The organism is Pseudomonas sp. HY7a-MNA-CIBAN-0227 (genome assembly GCF_040310325.1).
Taxonomy (GTDB): Bacteria; Pseudomonadota; Gammaproteobacteria; order Pseudomonadales; family Pseudomonadaceae; genus Aquipseudomonas.
The window spans coordinates 55,103-77,993 of sequence record NZ_JBEOPT010000007.1; the positions used below are offsets into that span (position 1 = coordinate 55,103).

Annotated in this window: 17 protein-coding genes and 1 pseudogene; 12 read left to right on the forward strand and 6 right to left on the reverse strand. The window is 61.1% G+C overall.

Going from position 1 to position 22,891, the window contains the following annotated elements; translation table 11 throughout:
- Window positions 1-256: 256 nt before the first annotated feature.
- From AAEZ06_RS13815 to AAEZ06_RS13860, 10 genes are all read left to right on the forward strand, one after another.
- Window positions 257-607 (forward strand): hypothetical protein, encoded by a 351-nt coding sequence (locus AAEZ06_RS13815; protein ID WP_149412611.1) that lies wholly within the window; start codon window positions 257-259, stop codon window positions 605-607.
- Between the two features lie 207 nt (window positions 608-814).
- Window positions 815-1,774 (forward strand): AAA family ATPase, encoded by a 960-nt coding sequence (locus AAEZ06_RS13820; RefSeq protein WP_003218556.1) that lies wholly within the window; start codon window positions 815-817, stop codon window positions 1,772-1,774.
- Between the two features lie 5 nt (window positions 1,775-1,779).
- Entirely contained in the window at window positions 1,780-2,712 is a 933-nt protein-coding gene (locus AAEZ06_RS13825) for a DUF58 domain-containing protein (protein WP_149412612.1), read from the forward strand.
- Window positions 2,709-3,203 carry a DUF4381 domain-containing protein gene (locus AAEZ06_RS13830; protein WP_149412613.1) on the forward strand — a complete coding sequence of 165 codons (495 nt, stop codon included), beginning with the start codon at window positions 2,709-2,711 and terminating at the stop codon, window positions 3,201-3,203. Before AAEZ06_RS13825 ends, AAEZ06_RS13830 begins: the two co-directional genes overlap by 4 nt.
- On the forward strand, window positions 3,196-4,296 hold the full coding sequence (locus tag AAEZ06_RS13835) for a vWA domain-containing protein (protein ID WP_350614806.1): 1,101 nt from the start codon (window positions 3,196-3,198) through the stop codon (window positions 4,294-4,296). The genes AAEZ06_RS13830 and AAEZ06_RS13835 overlap by 8 nt, the downstream gene beginning before the upstream one ends.
- Window positions 4,293-6,032 (forward strand): VWA domain-containing protein, encoded by a 1,740-nt coding sequence (locus tag AAEZ06_RS13840; RefSeq protein ID WP_350614808.1) that lies wholly within the window; start codon window positions 4,293-4,295, stop codon window positions 6,030-6,032. The genes AAEZ06_RS13835 and AAEZ06_RS13840 overlap by 4 nt, the downstream gene beginning before the upstream one ends.
- A complete protein-coding gene (locus AAEZ06_RS13845; RefSeq protein WP_149412616.1) occupies window positions 6,029-7,669 on the forward strand; it encodes a BatD family protein in 1,641 nt (546 codons plus the stop codon). The genes AAEZ06_RS13840 and AAEZ06_RS13845 overlap by 4 nt, the downstream gene beginning before the upstream one ends.
- Window positions 7,670-7,797: 128 nt before the next feature.
- A complete protein-coding gene (locus tag AAEZ06_RS13850) occupies window positions 7,798-9,039 on the forward strand; it encodes an exonuclease SbcCD subunit D C-terminal domain-containing protein (protein ID WP_350614810.1) in 1,242 nt (413 codons plus the stop codon).
- Window positions 9,036-12,674: an SbcC/MukB-like Walker B domain-containing protein gene (locus AAEZ06_RS13855; RefSeq protein WP_350614812.1), complete on the forward strand. Its 3,639-nt coding sequence runs from the start codon at window positions 9,036-9,038 to the stop codon at window positions 12,672-12,674. Before AAEZ06_RS13850 ends, AAEZ06_RS13855 begins: the two co-directional genes overlap by 4 nt.
- Window positions 12,671-13,279, forward strand: a complete 609-nt coding sequence (locus AAEZ06_RS13860; protein WP_149412619.1) for a glutathione S-transferase — start codon at window positions 12,671-12,673, stop codon at window positions 13,277-13,279. Before AAEZ06_RS13855 ends, AAEZ06_RS13860 begins: the two co-directional genes overlap by 4 nt.
- Before the next feature lie 292 nt (window positions 13,280-13,571).
- Here AAEZ06_RS13860 and AAEZ06_RS13865 read toward each other — a convergent pair whose 3' ends face one another.
- The 5 genes from AAEZ06_RS13865 to AAEZ06_RS13885 all read right to left on the reverse strand — a co-directional run bounded on the left by AAEZ06_RS13865 (window position 13,572) and on the right by AAEZ06_RS13885 (window position 18,931).
- Complete coding sequence (locus AAEZ06_RS13865; protein WP_149412620.1) at window positions 13,572-13,751, reverse strand: hypothetical protein; 180 nt, start codon at window positions 13,749-13,751, stop codon at window positions 13,572-13,574.
- 155 nt (window positions 13,752-13,906) lie between these two features.
- Window positions 13,907-15,082, reverse strand: a complete 1,176-nt coding sequence (locus AAEZ06_RS13870) for a lactonase family protein (RefSeq protein ID WP_149412621.1) — start codon at window positions 15,080-15,082, stop codon at window positions 13,907-13,909.
- Window positions 15,069-15,365 (reverse strand): DUF5629 family protein, encoded by a 297-nt coding sequence (locus AAEZ06_RS13875; protein WP_149412622.1) that lies wholly within the window; start codon window positions 15,363-15,365, stop codon window positions 15,069-15,071. The genes AAEZ06_RS13870 and AAEZ06_RS13875 overlap by 14 nt, the downstream gene beginning before the upstream one ends.
- A 118-nt stretch (window positions 15,366-15,483) precedes the next feature.
- Window positions 15,484-17,859: an efflux RND transporter permease subunit gene (locus tag AAEZ06_RS13880; RefSeq protein ID WP_149412623.1), complete on the reverse strand. Its 2,376-nt coding sequence runs from the start codon at window positions 17,857-17,859 to the stop codon at window positions 15,484-15,486.
- Window positions 17,860-17,878: 19 nt separating this feature from the next.
- Complete coding sequence (locus AAEZ06_RS13885; protein WP_350614975.1) at window positions 17,879-18,931, reverse strand: WD40/YVTN/BNR-like repeat-containing protein; 1,053 nt, start codon at window positions 18,929-18,931, stop codon at window positions 17,879-17,881.
- A 358-nt stretch (window positions 18,932-19,289) separates the two neighbouring features.
- Here AAEZ06_RS13885 and AAEZ06_RS13890 point away from each other — a divergent pair, with 358 nt between their 5' ends.
- The gene (locus AAEZ06_RS13890) at window positions 19,290-20,405 is read left to right on the forward strand and encodes a Gfo/Idh/MocA family protein (RefSeq protein ID WP_350614816.1); all 1,116 of its coding nucleotides are present in this window, start codon (window positions 19,290-19,292) and stop codon (window positions 20,403-20,405) included.
- A gap of 53 nt (window positions 20,406-20,458) precedes the next feature.
- Here the strand turns inward: AAEZ06_RS13890 and AAEZ06_RS13895 are convergent.
- Window positions 20,459-21,496 (reverse strand): annotated as a pseudogene (locus AAEZ06_RS13895) (AMP-binding protein); the annotation flags it as partial.
- Here AAEZ06_RS13895 and AAEZ06_RS13900 point away from each other — a divergent pair.
- Window positions 21,452-22,657, forward strand: a complete 1,206-nt coding sequence (locus AAEZ06_RS13900) for a serine hydrolase domain-containing protein (protein WP_350614818.1) — start codon at window positions 21,452-21,454, stop codon at window positions 22,655-22,657. The pseudogene AAEZ06_RS13895 and the gene AAEZ06_RS13900 overlap by 45 nt on opposite strands.
- Window positions 22,658-22,891: the final 234 nt, after the last annotated feature.

Sequence of the window (22,891 nt, forward strand, 5' to 3'; positions counted from 1 at the left end):
TCATCCGTTGCGCAGCTTAACGAGTGTAGGAAGACCGCTGCTTGCGATGCTGCGACATATTCGGTCATCGGCACGCAGCTGGCGGGTTGCGACTTGGGCAACCTGGCATTTTCAGACAAATCCTGACCCTCCGAGTACCGGAAATGACTGATACAGCCCGCCAGGTCATGCCACAACTACTGACACAGGATGCAGCACAAAATTCGCCGCAATGGCACAATTGCCCTGCTGCACCCTCCCCCAGACAGGATTTGACATGCAACTGACCACCGCCCACCTGATCGTCAACCCGTGCGATGACGAAGAAGACAACATGGCCATGCTCTGCTGCCACGGCGACAAGGGCGAGATGTTCATGCTGACCCGTTATCCGGATGAGGACGAGGTGGAGGTCACCTGGGATTACGAGCCGTCGACCCTGGATGGGCTGAAAATCACCCTGAGCGCCACGCGATTGCTGGTGGAGATTGCGGCGGCCGATGCGGATGCATTGGGCGGCAGTGATCATCTGGAGATCACCCACGGCACCGATGCCTCGGACTTGGCTGAAGTGGAAGAAACCTTGCAGAACATTCTCAAGGGTACCGGGACCTATATCCGAATCTAGCCGCCAAAACCGCTCAATGTGGCGAGGGAGCTTGCTCGCTCGCCACAAAGGTCTGTGCCAGCCTGCAAAAACCTCGGATATTTCCCACAATTCCCAAAAATACCCCCGCGCAGTTAGTCGCCGCACCCTCTGATGCATTAAAGTAAGGCCCCCAAGCCCCGGTGTTTTTCCAAGCACCCAGGCTCACCTTTCCAGGAACCGTCAACGATGGAACATCGTGAAGCGCTGCTCGCGCTGCGAACCTTTCTTTCTACGCAGATTCTCGGCCAGGAAAAACTCATCGAGCGCCTGCTCATTGCCCTGCTCGCCGACGGCCATATGCTGGTTGAGGGCGCACCGGGCCTGGCCAAGACCAAGGCAATCAAAGAGCTTGCCGAAGGGATCGAAGCGCAGTTCCATCGCATCCAGTTCACCCCCGACCTGCTGCCCGCCGACATCACCGGCACCGAGATCTATCGTCCGGAAACCGGCAGTTTCGTGTTCCAGCAAGGGCCGATCTTCCACAACCTGGTGCTGGCGGACGAAATCAACCGTGCCCCGGCCAAGGTTCAATCGGCGTTGCTCGAAGCCATGGCTGAGCGTCAGGTCAGTGTCGGGCGCAGTACTTATGAGCTGTCGCCGCTGTTTCTGGTAATGGCCACGCAAAACCCCATCGAGCAGGAAGGCACCTATCCCCTGCCCGAAGCCCAACTCGATCGCTTCCTGATGCACGTCAAGATCGGCTTCCCCGATGCCGCCGTCGAACGGCGCATCCTGCAGCAGGCCCGCGGCGAAGCCCTCAACGGTGAAACCAAGCCCGAGCGCCGGGTCAGCCAGCAAGCAATCTTCGCTGCGCGCAAGGAAATCCTTGGCCTGTACATGGCCGACGCCGTGGAGGAGTACCTGGTGCAACTGGTGATGGCCACCCGAACCCCGGCCAAGTTCGACCCGGAAATGGCCGAATGGATTGCCTATGGCGCCAGCCCCCGGGGCTCGATTGCCCTCGACCGTTGCGCTCGGGCCCACGCCTGGCTGGCCGGTCGCGACTTTGTCAGCCCCGAAGATATCCAGGCGGTGCTCTTCGACGTGCTGCGCCACCGGATCATTCTGTCGTTCGAGGCCGAAGCGGCCGGCATTGACCAGGACCGTGTGGTGCAACGCATTCTCGACGTCGTTGCCGTCGCTTGACCCCCATGAGCACTGGCGATGGTACCCGCGTCACCCTGAGCGAATTGATCGAGATGCGTCATCGCGTGCGGGAAGTGCAACTGTTTTCCACGCCGAGCCAGCGCAGCCCGTTGATCGGCTTACACCACTCGAAACTGCGGGGTCGCGGTGTCGACTTCGATCAGGTGCGGGTCTACCAGGCCGGGGACGATGTGCGCACCATTGACTGGCGCGTCACCGCCCGCACCCAGGAACCCCACACCAAGCTGTTCCACGAAGAGCGGGAGCGGCCGATCTTTATCATGGTGGAGCAAAGCTGCCGGTTGTTCTTCGGCTCGGGGCTGATGTTCAAGTCGGTGCTGGCGGCCCAGGCGGCGAGCCTGATCGGTTGGGCGGCACTGGGGCATAACGACCGTGTTGGCGGGCTGGTGTTCGGCGACAACGAGCATTACGAAATCAAGCCGCGGCGCAGCAAGCAAAGCCTGCTGCAACTGCTCAACCGTCTGGTGCGGGTCAACCAGAGCCTGAACACCGAAAGCCTGCCGGACCACGATGCCCTCGGCATGGCCTTGCGCCGTGGCAGGGAAGTTTTGCGCCCCGGTAGCCTGGTAATCGTAATCTGCGACGAACGCGCCCTCACCGAAGGCGCCGAGCAACAGCTTAGCCTGCTGTCACGGCACTGCGACCTGCTGCTGTTGCCGGTCTCTGACCCGCTGGACCATGCCCTGCCCGCCGCTGGGCTGCTGCGGTTTGCCGAACGCGGCGCACAGTTGGAAATCGACACCCTGAATTTCGACCTGCGCCAGGCCTACAAGGCCCAGGCCGAAGCACGTAGCGCGCGCTGGGAGTTGCTCGCGCAAAAGCTGCGGATATTGCTCATGCCTTTGAGCACCCAGAGCGAAATGATCGAGCAGTTGCGCGAATACCTTAACCCGCAACGTCCGGGCAAAAAGCAATGAACGGCCTTGAACAGCTGCAACCGCTGATCGCCCCGCCGCCCATCGGCTTCTGGCCGCCAGCGCCAGGCTGGTGGCTGTTGCTGCTGCTCATCCTGCTCGCCGCCTGGGGCCTGTGGACGCTGCGCCGCTTCCTGCCGACCAAGCGCCCGCTGGCCCGTGCCGAACAGCCCCTCGACCCGCTGCGCATCGCCGCCCTGGCGGAACTGGCGCTGATGCCCAAACCCTACGACGGCGCCCCGGCCGGTGCCTGGCTGCAGCAACTCAACGGCCTGCTCAAGCGCCTGTGTCGCAACGACTACCCCTATAGCCAGAGCCACACCCTCAACGGTCGCAAATGGCTGGCGTTCCTCGACAACCGTTGCCCGGCCGCCGGGCTTACACGCTGGATGGTACTGGTGGAAGGCGCCTACAAGCCAGAATGCAAACTCGACGACAAGGCCATCGCCGGCCTGACCCAGGCCGTCGACACCTGGATTCGCAAACATGTTTGAGTTCGCCTGGCCGTGGATCTTCACCCTGCTGCCATTGCCCTGGTTGCTGCGAATCATCCTGCCAACGGCCGACAGCGGCGAGCCCGCCCTGAAAGTCAGTTTCCTCGGCGACCTGGAAGGCCTAGCGCGCCGCCGTGCCCGAGTGAATCTGCCAGGCTGGCGCCAGCAAGCGCCGTTCGTGGTCCTGTGGCTGCTGCTGTTGACCGCCGCCGCACGCCCGGAATGGCTCGGCGAACCCTTGCCGATAGCCGCCAGCGGTCGCGACTTGCTCGTGGCGGTGGACGTGTCCGGTTCAATGGACTTCCCCGATATGCAGTGGCAGGACGAAGATGTCAGCCGCCTGAGCCTGGTCAAGCACCTGCTTGGCGACTTCCTTGAAGGCCGCGAAGGCGACCGCGTCGGCCTGATCCTGTTCGGCAGCCAGGCCTACCTGCAAGCGCCGCTGACCTTTGACCGACGTACCGTGCGCACCTGGCTGGATGAGGCCCGCATTGGTATAGCCGGGAAAAACACCGCCATCGGTGATGCTATTGGCCTGGCCCTCAAACGCCTGCGCCAGCGGCCGGCACAAAGCCGGGTGCTGATCCTGGTAACCGACGGCGCCAACAACGGTGGCCAAATCGACCCGCTGACTGCTGCCCGCCTGGCCGCCGAAGAAGGCGTGAAGATCTACCCCATCGGCATTGGCGCCGACCCCGAACAAACCGGCACCCTGGGCATGCTCGGCCTCAACCCGAGCCTGGACCTCGACGAGCCGGCCCTCAAGGCCATTGCCGAGGACACTGGTGGCCGCTACTTCCGGGCCCGCGACAGTGAGGAACTGCAAGCAATCAAGGAAACCCTCGACCAGCTTGAGCCAGTGACTCAGCAACCCACCCAGGCCCGCCCGGCCCAGGCGCTCTACAGCGGCCCACTGGCCCTGGCGCTGATCCTCAGCATGCTGCTGGTCATCCACGAACGCTGGCCGGACAACGCCCTGCAACGGCTTTTCAACCGACTTGTACAAAAAATATTCAGCAAGCGCCACTTTCTGCAACAGCACCCTGAATGGCGTCAGCGCCTCAAACGCTTGCGTTTGCGGAGGCGTCGATGATCACTTTGTGGCCGCACTGGTTCCATCCCTGGTGGCTGTTGCTGCTGCCGGTGCTCGGCTGGTTACTGTGGCAGTTATGGCATCGACAAAAGCGCGCCGGGCGCTGGCAGATGATTCTGCCGCCGGCCTTTCACGCGGCGTTGCTCAGTGGCGGCAATGGCCGAGAAAGTAAATCACCGTGGCTGTTGCTGGGCCTGGCCTGGCTGCTGGCGGTGCTGGCCTTGCTCGGCCCCAGTTGGCAGCGTGTGGAGCTGACCAGCCAAAAACCCGCGGACCCGCTGGTGGTACTGCTGGAGCTGACCCCGGAAATGCTCGCCACCGACAGCCCACCCAATCGCCTGGAACAGGCGCGGCGCAAGTTGTTCGACCTGCTTCAGGCCCGCAGCGACGCGCAGACCGCCATCGTCGTCTATGCCGGCAGCGCCCACACCCTGGTGCCGCTGTCGGATGACCTGGCCACCAGCCACAATCTGCTGGAAGCCCTGCGTCCCTCGATCATGCCCGAGGCCGGCCACCGCGCCGACCTGGCCGTGGAAAAAGCCTTGAGCCTGCTTAAGCACGGCGGACTGGGCCAGGGGCGCTTGCTGCTGATTGGCTCGTCGCTGTCCAAACAAGAACGCCAGGGCATTCGCCTGCTACTGCAAGGCAGTCAAGCACCGAGCCTGTCGGTCCTCGGCATCGGCAGCCGTGAAGGCACCCCGGTGACTCAAGAGAGCGGCGAGTTCCTCAAGGACGATCAGGGCGCAATCCTGATACCACGCCTCGACAGTCCGACCCTCAAGGCCTTCGCCAGCGAAATGGGCGGTCGCTACCGGCAAGCGCGCCTGGACGACAAGGACCTGCGCAACCTCGGCCTGCTCGACGGCCCGCAAGCCTTGCGCAACGACGGCCAGCTACTGCAACTGGACACCTGGGCCGACCAGGGTTACTGGCTACTCCTTCCGCTATTGCTGCTCGCCGCCTGCGCTGGCCGTCGTGGCTGGCTGTTCTTCCTGCCCTTGCTGTTGCTGGGCGCACCGCAGCCAAGCTACGCCTTCGACTTCCAGGACCTGTGGCTGCGCCCGGACCAACAGGGCCAGTACCTGCTCAAGAAAAAACGCCCCAGCGAGGCCGCCGAACACTTCGAAAACCCGCAATGGCAAGGCGTGGCGCTGTACGAAGCCGGTGACTATGCCGGCGCCGCCAAGCGTTTTGCCGAAGGCAGCGACGCCTATTCCCATTACAATCGCGGCAATGCCCTGGCCAGGAGCGGTGAGCTGGAAGCGGCCCTGGACGCCTATGAACAGGCTCTGGAAGCCCGACCGGACTTACAACCGGCGCTGAAGAACAAGGCCCTGATCGAAAAACTGCTACAGGAAGAACCAGAGCCCGAACCCGACAAGCCCTCCAAGAACGAGGATGACGAAACCACCCAACCCGGCCAGACTGCGCAACCGGGCACCAGTGGCCAGAGCGCATCCGGCGGCGAACAATCCACACCCGGCAGCGGCCAGGCCGGCAGCAGCGATACGCCGCCCGGCGATACGCCGCCTGCCGGCGGCAACGAAGTACCGGGCAGCGAACTGGGTGACGAACAAACCACCACCCCACCCTTGCACCCTACCGGCAACCCGCTTGACGGCGAGCACCGCCAGGCCCTGGAACAATGGCTGCGGCAGATCCCGGACAACCCCGGCGAGCTGCTGCGACGTAAATTCTGGTACGAACAGCAACAACATCAGGACAAGACTCGATGAGCCGCTGCACCGCCCTTCTCCTCTCACTCGCGCTGTGGGCCTGCCAGGCCCAGGCTTCGGACCTAGTCGCCAGTGTCGACCGCAGCCGCCTGAACTCCGGGGAGACGGTGGAGCTGACCGTGGAATCCAACGACGTCACCCTGTTCGGCAAGCCGGACCTGTCGCCCCTGGAGCTGCTGTTCGAAGTACGCGGCACCCGCCAGGTCAACCAGCTCACCACCTTGGGCACCGACAATCATGCGACCACCCGTTGGATCATCACCCTGTTACCCAAGGTCAACGGCACCGTAGTGATTCCATCGTTGCAGCTCGGTGAGGTCAAGACCCAGCCGATCACCCTGCAAGTCATCGAAACTGCCAGCCAGAACACCAAGACCCAACTGGCGCCGATCTTCATTGACGCCAGCCTCGACCAGAGCTCGGTGTACGTCCAGGCCCAGGCCCTGCTGACCTTGCGCATCTACCATTCGGTGTCGCTGTACGACGACAGCAACCTGACCCCGTTGCAGATTCCCGATGCCCGTACCGAGCAACTCGGAGAGTCGCGCACCTACGAAAAAGTCATCAATGGCATTCGCCATGGGGTGATCGAGATGCGCTATGCCATCTACCCGCAGCACAGTGGCGAGTTGCTGATTCCGGCGCAGATATTCAGTGCAACTCTGGTGGAGCCGCGCCCCACCCAGGACGCCAGGCCCCAGGGGCCGAAACCCGGCAAGCTGATGCATGTCAGCTCATCCGAAATCCCCCTGAAGGTCAAGGCCAAGCCCGCCCTGTACCCGGCCGATGCACCGTGGTTGCCGGCCAGCAGTTTGAGCCTGAGCGAAAGCTGGAACCCGGAACCGGACCACGCCCAGGTCGCTGATTCCCTGACCCGCAGCCTGACCCTCAAGGCCGAAGGCCTGTCCAGCTCGCAACTGCCACCGCTGCCAGTCACCGAGATCAACGGTTTGCGCCGCTACCCGGACCAGCCAGTGCTGAGCAACCAGAACAGCGAGCGTGGCGTGATCGGCAGCCGTGAAGACCGTGAAGCCCTGGTGCCCAACCGGGTCGGCTCCCTGGAGCTGCCGGCAGTGGAAGTGGTGTGGTGGAACACCCACGAAGACCACCTGGAACGCACCAGCCTGCCGGCTCGCACCGTACAGGTGGCGAACAACCCGAGCCTGGTGGTGGACACCCCGGCCACCCCGACGGTGATCACCGCACCGGACAATGAGTCACTGTGGATCTGGCAACTGAGCAGCCTGATCCTGGCCTGCACCACTCTGCTGGGCTTCGGCCTGTGGTGGCGTGCCCGCTGGCAGCCGGCGATCCTGCGCGCCGCACAAACTGGACCGAGCCCGCGCACCCTGCTGGACGATCTCAAGCGTACCAGCCAGGCCAACGATCCTCAGGCTACTCGTCAGGCTTTGGATGCCTGGGCCCGGCAACAGCCGGAAACCCTGGCGGACATGGCGGCGCGGTTTGTACCGTTGTCTGATGCTTTGGATGGCTTGAACGGCGCCCTCTACAGCGAGACTGGCCAGTATTGGCAGGGTGAGGAATTGTGGCGGGCGGTGAAGGCAATTCCGATGGCCGAGCGGGCGCAGGACCCGGTGACGGACAACACCAGCTTGCCGCCGTTGTATCCCAAGTAGTGCCTGGCTTTAGAACCAGATGCCGCCTGGGACGCTCCGCGCAAGGCTTGAGTACTGCGCATGGGTGCAAGCGTGCAGGCATTTACGGGTAAACTCCCCTCCTTTTCATCTTCTTCACGGAGTTCGCCTTGCGTCTGTTCCACACCTCCGACTGGCACCTTGGCCAAAACCTCCACGGCCAGGAACGCGACTTCGAACACGCCTGTTTCTTCGACTGGCTGCTGGGCCAACTGGGCCAGCACCGCCCCGACGTGCTGCTGATCGCCGGCGATATCTTTGATACGGTTAACCCGCCGCTCAAGGCCCAGGAGCGTCTGTATGACTTCATCATCAGCGCCCACGAACAAAACCCCGCGCTGACCATCGTGATGATCGCCGGCAACCATGATTCCGGCTCGCGCATCGAGCTGCCCGCGCCGTTGATGCGCCGCCTGCGCACCCATGCGCTGGGCCAGGTGCTGTGGCTGGATGATGGGCAGCTGGATGTGGAGCGGCTGCTGATTCCCTTACCTGCAGCAGACGGCACGATTGCCGGATGGTGCCTGGCCCTGCCCTTCCTGCGTCCGGCGCAAGTCACCGGCGCTCACTTGGGTGACGATTACCTGCGCGGCATTGGCCAGGTCCATGAATGGCTGATCGCCGCAGCCAACGCCAAGCGCCAGCCGGGCCAGGCGCTGGTCGCCATCAGCCATGCGCACATGGCCGGTGGCTCGGTCTCGGAAGACTCCGAGCGCAGCCTGATCATCGGCAATGCCGAAGCACTGCCGGCCAGTCTGTTCGATGCCAGTGTCAGCTATGTCGCCCTCGGTCATTTGCACAAGCCCCAGCGGGTCAATGGCGAGGAGCGCATTCGTTATTGCGGCTCGCCGATTCCGCTGTCGTTTTCCGAAATCGGCTATCAGCACCAGATTCTCGATGTGCAACTGGACGGCGAGACGCTGGTCAGCGTCGAATCCCGCCTGATTCCCCGGGCAGTCAACCTGCAACGCCTGGAAGCCGCGCCCTTGGCCGACATCCTCAAGCAACTGGCGGACTTGCCCGACATCGATCTGCTGGCCGAAACCCAACGCCAGCCCTGGCTGGAAGTGCGCGTGCGCCTCGACGAGCCCCAGCCCGACCTGCGCCAGCAAGTGGAAAACGCCCTGCAAGGCAAGGCCGTGCGCCTGGTGCGTATCGCCGCCGAATACGCAGGCTCAGGTAATTGCGAAGACAGTCATGAGGATCGCCTGATCGAACTGGACCAGCTCACGCCCCAGGAGTTGTTCAGCCGCGCCTGGCTGGAAAGCTACGGCAATGAAGTAGACGAACAGACCTTGAAGGATTTCGCCGTGCTGCTCCAGGAAGTGCAACAGGCGGGTGAACAACCATGAAGATCCTCGCCATTCGCCTGAAAAACCTTGCCTCCCTGGCCGGCCCCTTTGAAATCGACTTCACCGCCGAGCCCCTGGCCAGTGCCGGGTTGTTCGCCATTACCGGGCCTACAGGCGCCGGTAAAAGCACCTTACTCGACGCCTTGTGCCTGGCGCTGTTTGGCGCGGTGCCAAGACTGGGAGATACCGGACAGGCGAAAATGCCCGATGCCGATTCGGATATTTCCATCGGTGATCCGCGCACGCTGATTCGTCGCGGTACTGGTGGCGGCTATGCCGAAGTGGATTTTGTCGGCGTCAGCGGTCGGCGCTACCGCGCGCGCTGGGAAGCCAACCGCGCCCGTGACAAGGCCAGCGGAAAACTGCAAAACAGCCGGCAAAGCCTGATCGACCTGGACAGCGAGCAACTGCTGGCCAGTCAGAAAACCGAATACAAAACCCAGCTGGAACTGGCCCTGGGCTTGAACTTCGAGCAATTCACCCGCGCCGTGCTGCTGGCGCAAAGTGAGTTCAGCGCCTTCCTCAAGGCCAATGACAACGAACGCAGCGAGCTGTTGGAAAAGCTCACCGACACCGCGCTTTACACCCAACTGGGCCGGCGCGCCTTCGACAAGGCCAAGGACGCCAAGGACGCCCACAAGCTGCTGCTCGACCAAGCTACCGGTGTCACGCCGCTGCCTGCCGAAGCTCGCGTCGAACTGGATCAATGCTTCAACGAAGCCCAGCAGCAACTCAAGACCCAACAGGCTCAGCTCAAGCAGCTTGAGCTGCAACACACCTGGCTCAAGGAATTGCGCGAATGGCAGGAACGCCAACAACACGCCGTTGAGCAACTGCAACAGGCCGAACAGGACTGGCTGGGGCAAAACCAGCAACGCCTGGACTTGAGCCGCCTGGAACAACTCGCGCCGCAGCGTCACCACTTCGCCCGGCAAACTGAGCTGACCACCCAACTCAACCCACTGGCGCTACAGATTGCGCAGCACCTTGAACAACAGAGCACTCTGCACTCCCGCCAGGATCAGTTGCAACAGCAGCAAGCCGCTGCGCAAGCGGCGTTGACCCAAGCGCTGAAACAGCAAAGCGACGCCGTGCCACTGCTGCGCCAGGCCTTCGACGAACAGAGCACCCTCGCCCGACTGACCAACGACTTAAGCCAAAGCGAGGCGCACAAGCAGCATACCGAAGCCGCCTTCACCCAGGGCCAGGCCACGGTAAACAGCCTGCTCGACCAACAAAAAAAGGTCGTCACACGCCTGCAACAGCTCGCGGCACAGTTGGAGCGCAGCGCCACCCTCGCCTCCCTGGGCAACGCCTGGACTGCCTACCGCGACAGCCTGCAAAAGCTCATGCTGACCGGCAATCGCCTCAACAAAGGCCAGGCCGAACTGCCGCAACTGGAACAACGCGCAACCACGCTCGCCGACAAACTGGCAGAACAACGCAACACCCTGGACCTGCTGTACCACGAAGCCGGCGCCGAGCCCCATGCCGTGGCCGAGCAGATTCAGTTGCTGGGCAGCCTGTTGCAGGACAACCGCAAGCAACAGCGGGCCTTCGAGGATTTGGCGCGGCTGTGGGACAGCCATCAAAGACTGGAAAAGCGTGCAGACGACCTGAATGCTAACCAATTGGCAGCCAAGCAACAGCGCGAAGAATTCAACCGGGTAGGCATCCAGGCCAAGGCTGATCTTGCCGTCGCGGAGCAAACTCTTACCGTCATCCTGCAGCTGTTGGAGCGCCAGCGCTTGGCTCGGGATGTCAACGTTCAGACATTGCGTGAACAATTGGAGTCTGATCAACCCTGCCCGGTCTGTGGCAGCATCGATCATCCCTATCACTCATCTGACGTCTTGCTCAGCAGTCTTGAACGCCACGACGAAGATGAAGTGAGCAACGCCCGTCAATCGGTTGATGTGCTCAAAGAAAAAGTAGACGCGTTGCGCACAGAGCTGGGAGAACTGATCGCCCGGCAAAAGGAGCTTTTACGCCAGCAACAGGATGTCGCGACAGAACAGCAAGCCCTGGCCCCCAGCATCGAAGCCCATCCGCTCTCGGCGGCACTGCTCAATCAGGACGCCGCCAAACGCGATGCCTGGCTGAGCCAGCAGTTAAGCCAACTCAGCCAAAGCATCACCCAGGACGAACAGCGCCAGGGCGCCCTGCTCAACCTGCAACAAAACGCCGGGCGTATGCAGCAACAACTGCAAGCCGCCCAGGACGCCAGCCAGCAGGCCCGCCAACAGCTAGTGGACCAGCAACGGGAACTGGCCAATGACCGCGAACGCCTGGACGAAGAACTCAGTGCCTTCGCCAGCCTACTCCCGGCCGAGACCCTCGAAGGCCTGCGCAGCGAGCCTGCGGCCACGTTCATGCAGCTTGATCAGCAGATCAGCCAACGCCTGGAACAACTGGACCACCAGCGCGAAGAACTCGCCGAACAGCAACAGCGTCAACAGACCCTGGAAAAGGAACAGGTCCAACAGACGCACCGTCAGCAACAGTTGGACGTGGCTCAACAACAATTGGTCGACCTCAGCGCCCAGCAGCAAATCGCCCAGGAAAAACTCACTCAACTGCTGGGCGAACATACCCGCGCCGAGCACTGGCAACAGCATCTGGACCAGGCTGTCGAACACGCGCGGCGCAGCGACAGCCAAGCCAATCAGCAACTGCAAGACACCGCCAGCCAACTGATCCAATTGGCCGCCGATCTCAAGGCCCAGCGGGAGCGCCAACAGGCGTTGGAGGCCGAGCAGCAGGCACTGAGCGCAAGAGTCGCCGACTGGCGCGCCCTGCACCCGGAACTGAATGACGACGGTTTGGCGCAGTTATTGAAGGTGGATGATCAACAGTTCACGCAACTGCGCCAGCAGCTGCAACAGAGCGAAAAAGCCGTCGAACAAGCCAAGGTGTTGCTGCAAGAACGCGAACAACGACTCAAGGATCACCAGGCCCTGCATAACGACAACCTTGATGTAGCCCAGCTCGACAGCGCCCTGAACGAACTCAACAGCCAGCTCTCCACGGGCGAAAAGCACTGCGCCGAACTACGCGCCCAGCAAGCCGAAGACCAGCGCCGCCAGGACGCCAACCAAGCCCTGGCGCTTACGACAGCCAAAGCCTATGACGAATGGCAGCGCTGGGCTCGGCTTGAGACGCTGATCGGTTCAGCCACCGGCGACAAGTTCCGCAAGATCGCCCAGGCCTACAACCTCGACCTGCTGGTACACCACGCCAACGTGCAACTGCGCCAACTGGTGCGCCGCTACCGCCTCAAGCGCGGTGGCAGCATGCTCGGCCTGTTGGTGCTGGACACGGAAATGGGCGACGAAACCCGCTCGGTGCATTCACTGTCCGGGGGCGAGACGTTCCTGGTGTCGTTGGCCCTGGCGTTAGGGCTGGCGTCGATGGCATCCAGCACCTTGAAGATCGAATCGCTGTTTATCGACGAGGGCTTCGGCAGCCTTGATCCCGAGTCGCTGCAATTGGCGATGGATGCCCTGGATGGCTTGCAGGCTCAGGGGCGCAAGGTGGCGGTAATTTCCCATGTGCAGGAAATGCATGAGCGAATTCCGGTGCAAATCCAGGTCAAGCGTCAGGGCAATGGCTTGAGCACCCTGGAGGTCAAGTGATCGGGGCTGCGCTGTATTCGTTTCGCCGCTGCCCCTATGCCATGCGCGCGCGGATGGCATTGCGTTACTCGGGGCTGGCGGTGCGGATTGTCGAGGTCAGCCTCAAGGCCAAACCAGCCGAGATGCTGGCGCTGTCGCCCAAGGGCACGGTTCCGGTGTTGTGCATCGACGGCCGAGTGATTGATGAAAGCCTGGCGATCATGGGGTGGGCCCTCGCGCAGAATGACCCTGATGATTGGTTGCTCAAGGACGATCCGGTGGCACGGGCGCTTATGGCTGAGCTGATTGAAGAGAATGACCAGGGGTTCAAGGTTCACTTGAATCGCTACAAATACTCCGAGCGCTACCCGGATCAGCCAATGGAGCACTACCGGGCCGAAGGTGAAGTGTTTTTGTTGAAGCTGGAGGCCTTGCTGGCCGGGCGGGAATACTTGCTGGCCGGGCACTTGAGCCTGGCGGATGTGGCACTGGCGCCGTTTGTGCGGCAGTTCGCGCATGTGGATCGGGAGTGGTTTGCCCAGGCGCCCTATCCGCGGTTGCAAGCTTGGTTACAGCGGTTCCTTGAGTCACCGTTGTTCATCGCCGTAATGGCAAAACCCCTGTAGGAGCGCAATGCTGTTCACTTAAGAAAATCTTGAGGTGAGCAAGAAACCTGTGGCGAGGGGGTTTACCCCCGTTGGGTCGCGAAGCGGCCCCAAAATGGGACTGCTGCGCAGTCCAACGGGGGCGAGCCCCCTCGCCACAAATGCGGATGTACCTGAAGCGCTGTAGGAGCGAGCTTGCTCGCGAAGGTCGTCAACGATAACGCGTGCAGTCTGAATCAACGCGGCGTCCTTGAGTTCTTCGCGAGCAAGAACTAGGCGTCCCCCTCGCTCCTACAGGAGTCAGGAAAAGCGCTCAGTTCTGGATTTTGTGGTCCAGCGCTGCGTAGAAGTTGGCGCTTTGTTGCAGGTATTTTTGGGTGTAGGTATTGGTACTGGATTTTTTGCCGCTGATTTCAACACTGGCGCTGGCAGGCAGGGCCACGCTAGCGGAGATAGCAGAAGCGGCAATGATCGAGAATAGATTGAAGTTCATGTCGGTAACCCTTGTGTTCGGTTGGCTTGGTGGCCTGTGAAGGCCTTGAAGCAAACTTACGCCCGGGGGCTTACGCGCAGAAACTCTTTGAAACAGTAGCTGTTATCACTGACATTAATAGAAGGAGGCAGGCCCCGCATGGCGGGGCCTGTGGCTTATTGTCGCACCAGAAACTTGATGTCGCTGGGGGCGTCGATCGGCAATTTCTGCACGGTTTTACCCAATAGGCCGGTCTTGGCATCACGCTCGACCACCACGATTTCATTACTTTTCTGGTTGGCGATCAGCAAGAACTTGCCGCTGGGGTCCAGGGCGAACTCCCGGGGATGATCGCCTTCCACCGAGCGTCGCTGGATTTCCTTCAACTGCGCAGTGGCCAGGTCGATGGCAAATACCAGCATCTGGTTGGCGGTGCCACGGTTGCTCACGTAAAGGAACTTGCCGTCGCTTGAAGTGTGCAACGCTGCACCGGCCTTGTCCGAGACCGGTTGCCCGGCAGCGAAGTCGACCAATTGCTTCTGGGTCAGCTTGCCATCCTTGTAGTCGAACACGGCCACTTGCGCGCTCATCTCGGTGGTCAGCCAGGCGTGCTTGCCGTCTGCGGAGAACAGCAGGTGACGCGGGCCGCTGCCCGGTGGCAGTTGCACAAACGCAGGGTCGGCCGGGGTCAGTGGCAGTTCATGGTTGGCCTTGGGATCGTAGTGGTAGGCAAAAATCTTGTCCGCACCCAGGTCCTGAACAAACACGTACTTGCCATCCGGCGAGGACACCACCGAATGCACATGGTTGGACGCCTGGCGCTCAGGATTGACCCGGCTGGCCGGGTGCGCGCTCAGTTGAACAGGTGGCGACAGCTTGCCGTCTGCGTCCACCGGCAGGATGGCGAGGCTGCCACCCGGATCTTCCAGTACCGAATAGTTGGCGACAAACAGAAAACGGCCATCCGCAGCAAGGCTGGAATGGGTCGGCTCGTTGCCCAGGCTCTGCACCTGATTAATCAGGGTCAACGAATGGTTTTTCGGATCAATGCTGTAGCTACTGACACGACCGACCAGATCTTTCTGGCCGGGGCCGTTTTCATTGACCACAAACAGGCGCTTCTGGTCCTTGGACAAGGTCAGCCAGGACGGGTTGGCCGCCTTGGCGGCCAGCACCGGTTTGCCGTTGAGCTGGCCGGTGCGGCTGTCGAACTGCAGGCGGTAGATCCCTTCGCTGGTGCCTGCGGTGTAGGTGCCCACCAGCAACTCAAAGGTGTCGACCGGCGCGGCCTGCACCGACATCGCGCCGACACTGCCGGCCATCAGCAAGGGCCAGAATTTACGCATCATCATCCGCTTCATCCTCGTCGTTATTATTGCCAGTGAAGGCGCTCAGGCAGACCAGGCGGTGCTCACCTGTATCACCCGTGATGGTCCAGCTTTGCAAGGTCTGATCAAAGGTCGCGGCGTTGATCTGCTCCAGGCTGAAATTCCAGCGTTTGTTAACCCGACCGTCCATGCACTCGATCAGCAAGTGCTGGTCATCCAATGTGAAATCAAAGGCGTGCAGGCCGTCGATTTCCAGCATGTCGCTGGTGGAAAGGGTTTTCAGCAAGGTGGCAGTGTCGGCAGTCATAACCATCAATCATCAAGAGGAAAGACCTCATGATAGGTCAAATTGTTGCATCGACCTAAGATGGCGCAATGCAAAACGCCGTGGCACAGGCCACGGCGTTTTGGGTGACGGCAATGTATCAGTGGGCAAACAACGAATTGCCCTTCTGCCCCGCCAGCTTCTCCGGCTTGATCAGGAACCGCGCCAGCGCCGGCAACAGCCACAGCGCGCCGAACATGTTCCACAGCAGCATGAAGGTCAGCATCAGGCCCATGTCAGCCTGGAACTTGATGGCCGAGAAAATCCAGGTTGCCACGCCAATCGCCAGGCACAGGCCGGTAAACAGCACGGCTTTACCGGTGGACTTGAGGGTCTGGTAATAGGCTTCCTGCAATGGCAACCCGGCCCGCAGGAAACTTTCCAGGCGGCTGTAGATGTAGATGCCGTAGTCCACGCCAATCCCCACGCCCAGGGCCACCACCGGCAGGGTCGCAACCTTGACGCCGATACCCATGAACGCCATCAGCGCGTTGCCCAGCACCGAGGTCAATACCAGCGGCAGCACGATGCACAGGGTCGCCGCCCAGGAGCGGAAGGTGATCATGCACATGGTTGCCACGCACAGGTAGACCAGGATCAGGATGGTCAGCTCGGATTCCTTGATCACCTCGTTGGTGGCCGCCTCGATCCCGGCGTTACCGGCGGCGAGGATGAATTCCAGGCCGTCCTTGTTGTTCTCCTTGGCGAAGTCCTGCACCGCATGCACCGCGCGGTCGAGGGTTTCGGCCTTGTGGTCGTTGAGGAACACCAGCACGGGCGCAAGCGAGCACGTGTTGTTGTACAGGCCGTCGGCGCGGGCAATGGAATTGTTCAGCACGTCGGGGTTACGCGACAGGGTTTCCCATTTCAGGTTGCCCTCGTTCATGCCCTTGATCATCTGCTTGGATACGGTCACCAGGGAGATCGCCGACTGCACGCCCTCGGTGTTCTGCATCTTCCACATCAACTGGTCGATGGGCGCCATGGCTTCATAGCGCGAACAGCCCTCAGCCTTGGTCTTGACCATTACCACCAGCACATCGGAGCTGGTGGAATAGTTGCTGATGATGAAGTTGTTGTCCTTGTTGTAGCGCGAATCCGGACGCAGCTCCGGTGCGCCCTGGTCGAGGTCGCCGATTTTCAGGTTCTGGCTGTACCAGAGGCCGCCACCAAAAGCGATCAGTGCCAGGAAGATCGACACTGGGGCCACTTTGGGGCTGGCGAATTTCGACAGCAGGCGCCAGAAACTATGCTCGCGGACCGCATCCTTCTTGCTGCGCTCGATGGCGCGCTTGCTGATGCCAACGTAGGAAATCGCTACCGGCAGCAGGATCAAGTTGGTGAACACGATTACCGCCACACCGACGGACGCGCCAATGGCCAGTTCGCGAATCACCCCGATATCAATGATCAGCAAGGTGATAAAGCCCACCGCATCGGCGAGGATCGCGATCATCCCCGGCAGGAACAACTGGCGGAACGTACGGCGGGCGGCGGTCAGGGCGTTGTCGGCATCGCTCGATTGCAGGGCGATACCGTTGATCTTCTGCACACCGTGGGAAATGCCGATGGCGAAAATCAGGAACGGCACCAGCATCGAGTAGGGATCAAGCCCGAAACCCAGGGCATGCATCAGCCCCAGTTGCCAGACCACCGCCACCAACGTGGTGATCAATACCGCGATGGTGCTGCGGATACACCAGGTGAACCAGTACAACAGCACCAGGGTGATGACGAAGGCGATGCCGAAGAACAGCACCACCATGATCAGGCCATCGATCAGGTCGCCGACTTTCTTGGCGAAGCCGACGATATGGATTTGGACGTTGGGGTTCTGTTCCTGGAACTTGGTGCGGATCTTGTCTTCAAGCTCGTGGGAAAACTTCTGGTAGTCCAGGGCCAGCAGCTTGCCCTGATCAGCCGGGTCCGGGTAGGACTCCATCAACGGTATATCCACGATGCTCGACTTAAAATCGTTGGACACCAGGCGCCCGACTTGGCCGGACTTGAGCACGTTATTGCGCAACTGGTCGAGGCTTTGGGGGGAGCCGTTGTAGCTTTGCGGGATCACTTCGCCGCCGGCAAAACCCTCTTCGGTCACTTCGGTCCAGCGTACGCTGGGGCTCCACAGGGACTTGAGGCCGGAGCGGTCGACGCCGGAGATGTAGAACACCTCGTCGTTGATCTGACGCAGGGTCTCCATGTACTCCTTGGAGAAGATGTCGCCGTCCTTGGCCTCCACCGAGATCCGTACCGTGTTGCCCAGGTTCGCCAGGTCGTTACGGTGCTCCATCATCTTCTCGATGAAGGGGTGTTTGAGGGGGATCATTTTTTCGAAGCTGGTGGACGGCCGGATTAGCGTCGCCTGCCAGAACAGGAAGATGCTGACCAGCAGGCAGATGACGATCACTGCCGGGCGGTTGTTGAAAATCAGGCGTTCCAGAAACGTCGCCTTGTCGTTGTGATGACTGCTCATGTAGATCCCCGCCTTCTTATTATTTTGCCTGGGCTTGCTGGGTCAGCTCAGCGCCGGTTGCCGTGGCCGCGCGAACGCCGCCCTGCCCCACCAGAATCAAGTTGCCATTGCCCGCCGCCGTAACCGCCGATAACGAAATGCGGTCCGGGCGATTGAATACGCTGAAGGTCAGGCCATCGTCGTGGCTCACCACTACGCTGCCACCGTTGCCGACCACCACCAATGAGCCATCGTCCAGCAGGGTCGCGCCTGACAAGCCGAACTCCAGGGCGCCACGGGCGGCCTGCAACTCCACCGGCTCCCAGGTGCTGCCAAAATCCGTGGACCGAAACAGATTGCCGCGCAAGCCGTAGGCCAGCAGGGTTTGCGGCTGCGCGGTGCCGATCACACCAAACAGCGAGCCCTCATAGGGGCCTTCAAGTTTTTCCCAGGTTTGCCCGTCGTCGCTGGAGCGGAACATGCTGCCCTGCTCGCCGACGATAAACAGGCCGGCGTCTTTGACGAACGCGATGGCGTTGAGGTGGTACTGGTCTTCGTTGTCCAGGCGGTCACTGACGTCGTGCCAACCCTTGCCGCCATCGGTGGTCTCGATCAGCGCGCCATAGGCGCCCACGGCAAAACCGTGATTGGCGTCGTTGAACCAGACATCCAGCAACGGTGCTTCACGGGTCAGGTCTTCAAATTGTTGGGTCCAGGTCGCACCGGCGTCGGTCGTGGCGAGGATCTTGGCGTCATGACCGACTGCCCAGCCGTGCTGGTCATCGGCAAAAAATACCGCGGTGAGCAATTGGCGGGTCGGCACCTTGGCCTGGGTCCAGGTGGCACCCTTGTCGTCGGAATAGAGAATGTGCCCGCGATCACCCACCGCCACCAGGCGCTTGCCTGCGTGGACGACGTCAATCATCAGGCCTTTGGCGGCCTTGGCCGATTCAATGGCAAACACCGCCGGGGCGGCGGTGTCGGTTGCAGCCTGGGCGACGGTCGACAACGCGACTACCCCCAGCAGCGAGAGCGCTGTGGCCAGCAACGCGACCTTTCGCGACGCTCGCGGGCGGCAAAAAACCTCACCCATGACAGGCTCACTCATAGACCTTTCTCCCATTTATTATTGTTAGGTCGTATCGCCTTCCGGGGCTTCCTGGGCCAGGACATCGTCCTGAAACCTGCAATCTAGAGCCACTTGAGGAAGCAGGGGTCATCCTAGCGGGCTTTCGAATCGTCTGACAATCGGCGCTACGTTATGTTTTGTTAACTAAAGGCCTTTTGCCTGCGAGCTGAATATAGCTGCATTCGCAGCAATGATGCGCCCCCCTTGCCACAGAGGATATTTTTGCAGCAGAAAATGAATTTTTATTCCATGTATTGATATTTAGGAATATTTATTCCATTAATAACCTCCCTGAAAACAATAATCCAAAAGGACCACGGCTATGCGCGAGCTCGGAATCGGCCTGATCGGCACAGGCTTTATGGGCCGTGCCCACGCATTAGCGTTCAACAACGCTCGCGCGGTATTTGACTTGCCGGTCACCCTCAGGCTTGCAGCCCTGGCCGATGCCGACACCGACCGCGCCCAGCGTTGCGCCACGGCTTGGGGATTTGCCCAGGCACACGGCGACTGGCAGCAGTTGATCAATGATCCAAAAGTGGACGTGGTCGCCATCACCACCCCCAATCACCTGCACTACCCCATGGCCATGGCCGCCTTGGCGGCGGGCAAGACTGTGTATTGCGAAAAGCCCCTGGCGGTCAGCCTGGAACAAGCCGATGCCATGCGCCGTGCCGCCAACCAGGCCGCCGTGGTGACGCGGGTGGGCTACAACTATCAGCACAACCCGATGATCGCCCTGGCGCGGCAGATGATCGACAACGGCGAGTTGGGGGAGATCATCAGCTTCCAGGGCGAATTTTGCGAAGACTTCATGGCCGACCCGGCGTCGCCCTGGTCATGGCGCTGCGAAGTGGAACATGCCGGTGGCGCCCTGGCGGACCTGGGCAGTCATTTGCTGGCGATGGCGCGGTACTTGGTGGGCGAGGTGCAAAGCGTCTGTGCCGACACCCATACCGTGCATGCTCGACGTCCAGCCAGTGCCGGTAGCGCAGACCTGCGCCAGATTGCGGTAGACGATCAGGTCCACGCCCTGCTGCGCTTTGCCAATGGCGCTCGTGGGACGATCAGCAGCAGCTGGCTCAAGCACGGCTACAAGAACCACTTGAGTTTCGAGATCAGCGGCACCCGAGGAACATTGGTGTTTGATCAAGAACGGTTGAATGAACTGCAGCTGTTTCGTATCGGTCAAGAAGGTTTCCAGCGTTTATTGGCCGGCCCTTCCCTGCCCGGCTATGCGGCGTTCAGCCCGGCGGCGGGGCATCAGCTGGGGTACAACGAGCTCAAGACGCTGGAAGTGCATGAGTTGATTATGGCGCTGGCAGGCCAAGGCGCTGCCGGCACTGACTTTGAAGCAGCGTGGCAAGTGGAGCGGCTGGCGACGGCGATTCGGTTGGCGGCGCGGGAAGAACGCTGGGTCAGGATTGATGAAGTTTGATTGATCGTTCCCTCTGCATGGGAACGATCAACGGGGTCGTTGCCGTGTTGTGTTTAGCGCAGCGCCCTGCGCAACACCTTCCCCACCGTGGTCTTGGGTAACTCCTCGGTGCGAAACTCCACATACCGTGGCACCTTGTACCCCGTCAGGTATTCCCGGCAATGGGTGAGGAGTTGTTCCTGGGTCAGGGTCGGGTCCTTGCGCACCACGATGATTTTCACTCGCTCGCCCGTCACGGCGTCTTCAACCCCAATCGCCGCCACTTCGCCTACGCCTGGGTGCAAGGCCACGACGTCCTCGATTTCATTGGGGTACACATTGAAGCCCGAGACCAGGATCATGTCCTTCTTGCGGTCCACCAGGCGAATGTAGCCCTGTTCATTCATCACCCCGATATCACCGGTGGACAACCAACCCTCGGCATCCAGCACCTCGGCGGTTTCCTTGGGGCGTTGCCAGTAGCCCTTCATCACCTGCGGGCCGCGTACTTGCAACTCGCCCTGCTCGCCGATGTCGGCCAGTTCGCCGTCTTCACGCAGAAAACGCACCCAGGTCGAGGGCAGTGGCACGCCGATGCTGCCGGTAAATTCCATCTCGCGCATCCGTGAGATGTCGATGGGGCTGATGCTCACCACTGGCGAGCATTCCGTCAGGCCGTAGCCTTCGATGATCGCCAGCCCGGTGACTTCCTTCCAGCGCTTGGCAACCGCCGTGTGGGTCGCCATGCCGCCAGCGATCACCATGCGCAAGTCGGAGAAGTCCCGGGCGCAAAACTCCTTGTTCTCCAGCAAACCATTGAACAGCGTGTTGACCCCGGCGATGCCGTTGAAGCGTTCCTTGCGCAGGATCATCTGCACCCGTTTCACGTCCCGTGGGTTGGCAATCAAGATGTTGCGCCCGCCCAGGCACATGAACATCAGGCAGTTCACTGTCAGGGAAAAGATGTGGTACAGCGGCAACAGGGTGACATTGGTTTCCTGCTGGTCCTAGTCCAGTTGATCGCCTACCCACGCCTTGGCCTGTAATAGGTTGGCGATGATGTTGCGGTGGCTGAGCATCACGCCCTTGGCGTCCCCGGTGGTACCCTGCGTTTTGAAGACGGCAGCTATTTTCGCTTCCCGGCGATGCGTTGGAGCGTCGCCAACTTTCGCCAATTGATGCCCACCGTTAACGTCTCCCGGGGTCTCGGTGCCCCCCTGACGCTGGCGGAACAACTCGATCCGCAGATCGACGCCTTGGCTGTTCTGCCTCTGGGCGCCAGCCGCACGCTGACCTGGCGGCAGACACTCGACGCCACCTACACCGACGGCATTGTGGTCCTGCATCGCGGGGCCATCGTCTATGAACGCTACTTCGGGGTACTCAGGGCTGAAGGGCAACATGCGGCCATGTCGGTCACCAAATCGGTGATCGGCACCCTGGGCGCCATGTTGGTGGCAGATGGCAGTCTCAGTGCCGAGAAAAAGATCGTCGACTATATTCCCGAGTTGGCCCATTCGGCCTTTGGCAGCGCCACCCTGCGCCAGGTGCTGGACTTGACCACCGACCTGGACTACAGCGAAGACTATGCCGACCCCAACGCCCAAGTCTGGGCCCATGCGCAGGCCGGCAACCCGTTGCCAAAACCCAAGGACTATACCGGGCCGCGCAGCTATTACGAGTCCCTGCAGACGGTTCAATTGGGCGGCAAACATAGTCGTGCCTTCGGCTACAAGACAGTCAATACCGACGTGCTCGGCTGGGTGATCGCCCGAACCACCGGGCGCAATGTCGCGCAACTGCTCAGCGAACGTATCTGGAGTCGCCTCGGCGCTGAACAGGACGCCTACTTCACCGTCGACTCCATCGGCACCCCCTTCGCTGGCGGCGGTCTGAACACCGGGCTGCGAGACCTCGCACGGTTTGGCGAAATGCTACGTAACGGCGGGCGTTTCAATGGCCAACAGATCGTCCCTGAAGACGTGGTCACGGATATCCAGCGAGGCGGCGACAAACAGGCGTTTGCCCAGGCAGGTTATGAGCAGTTGAAAGGCTGGAGTTATCGCTCCATGTGGTGGGTGAGCCACAACCCGAATGGCGCCTTCATGGCACGGGGCGTCCATGGCCAGAGCATTTATATCGATCCCAAGGCCGAGATGGTCATTGTCCGCTACGCCTCCCACCCCATCGCCGGCAATGCCGCCAACGATGGCGTGACCTTGCCTGCCTTTGAAGGGATGGCGCGCTTCTTGATGGCGCAGCCCCGATATTGAGAGCATATAATGGCTTTTTGGAGCCAAATCCCACCCGATCAGGTCATGAGCTTCACAGCCCCATAAACCAACAGGCCTCCGTCTAAATGAATCGAGTCGGCGACCAACCATAGATTTTCGGGAGGTGGCATGCCAGCCTCCCCTGCGCCCTCAAGGAGATGTATTAATCATGCAAGGCAGGCTTTCAAATCGTGCACGACCGCTGTGTCTCACTGCGGTGCTATGGTTGTGTGG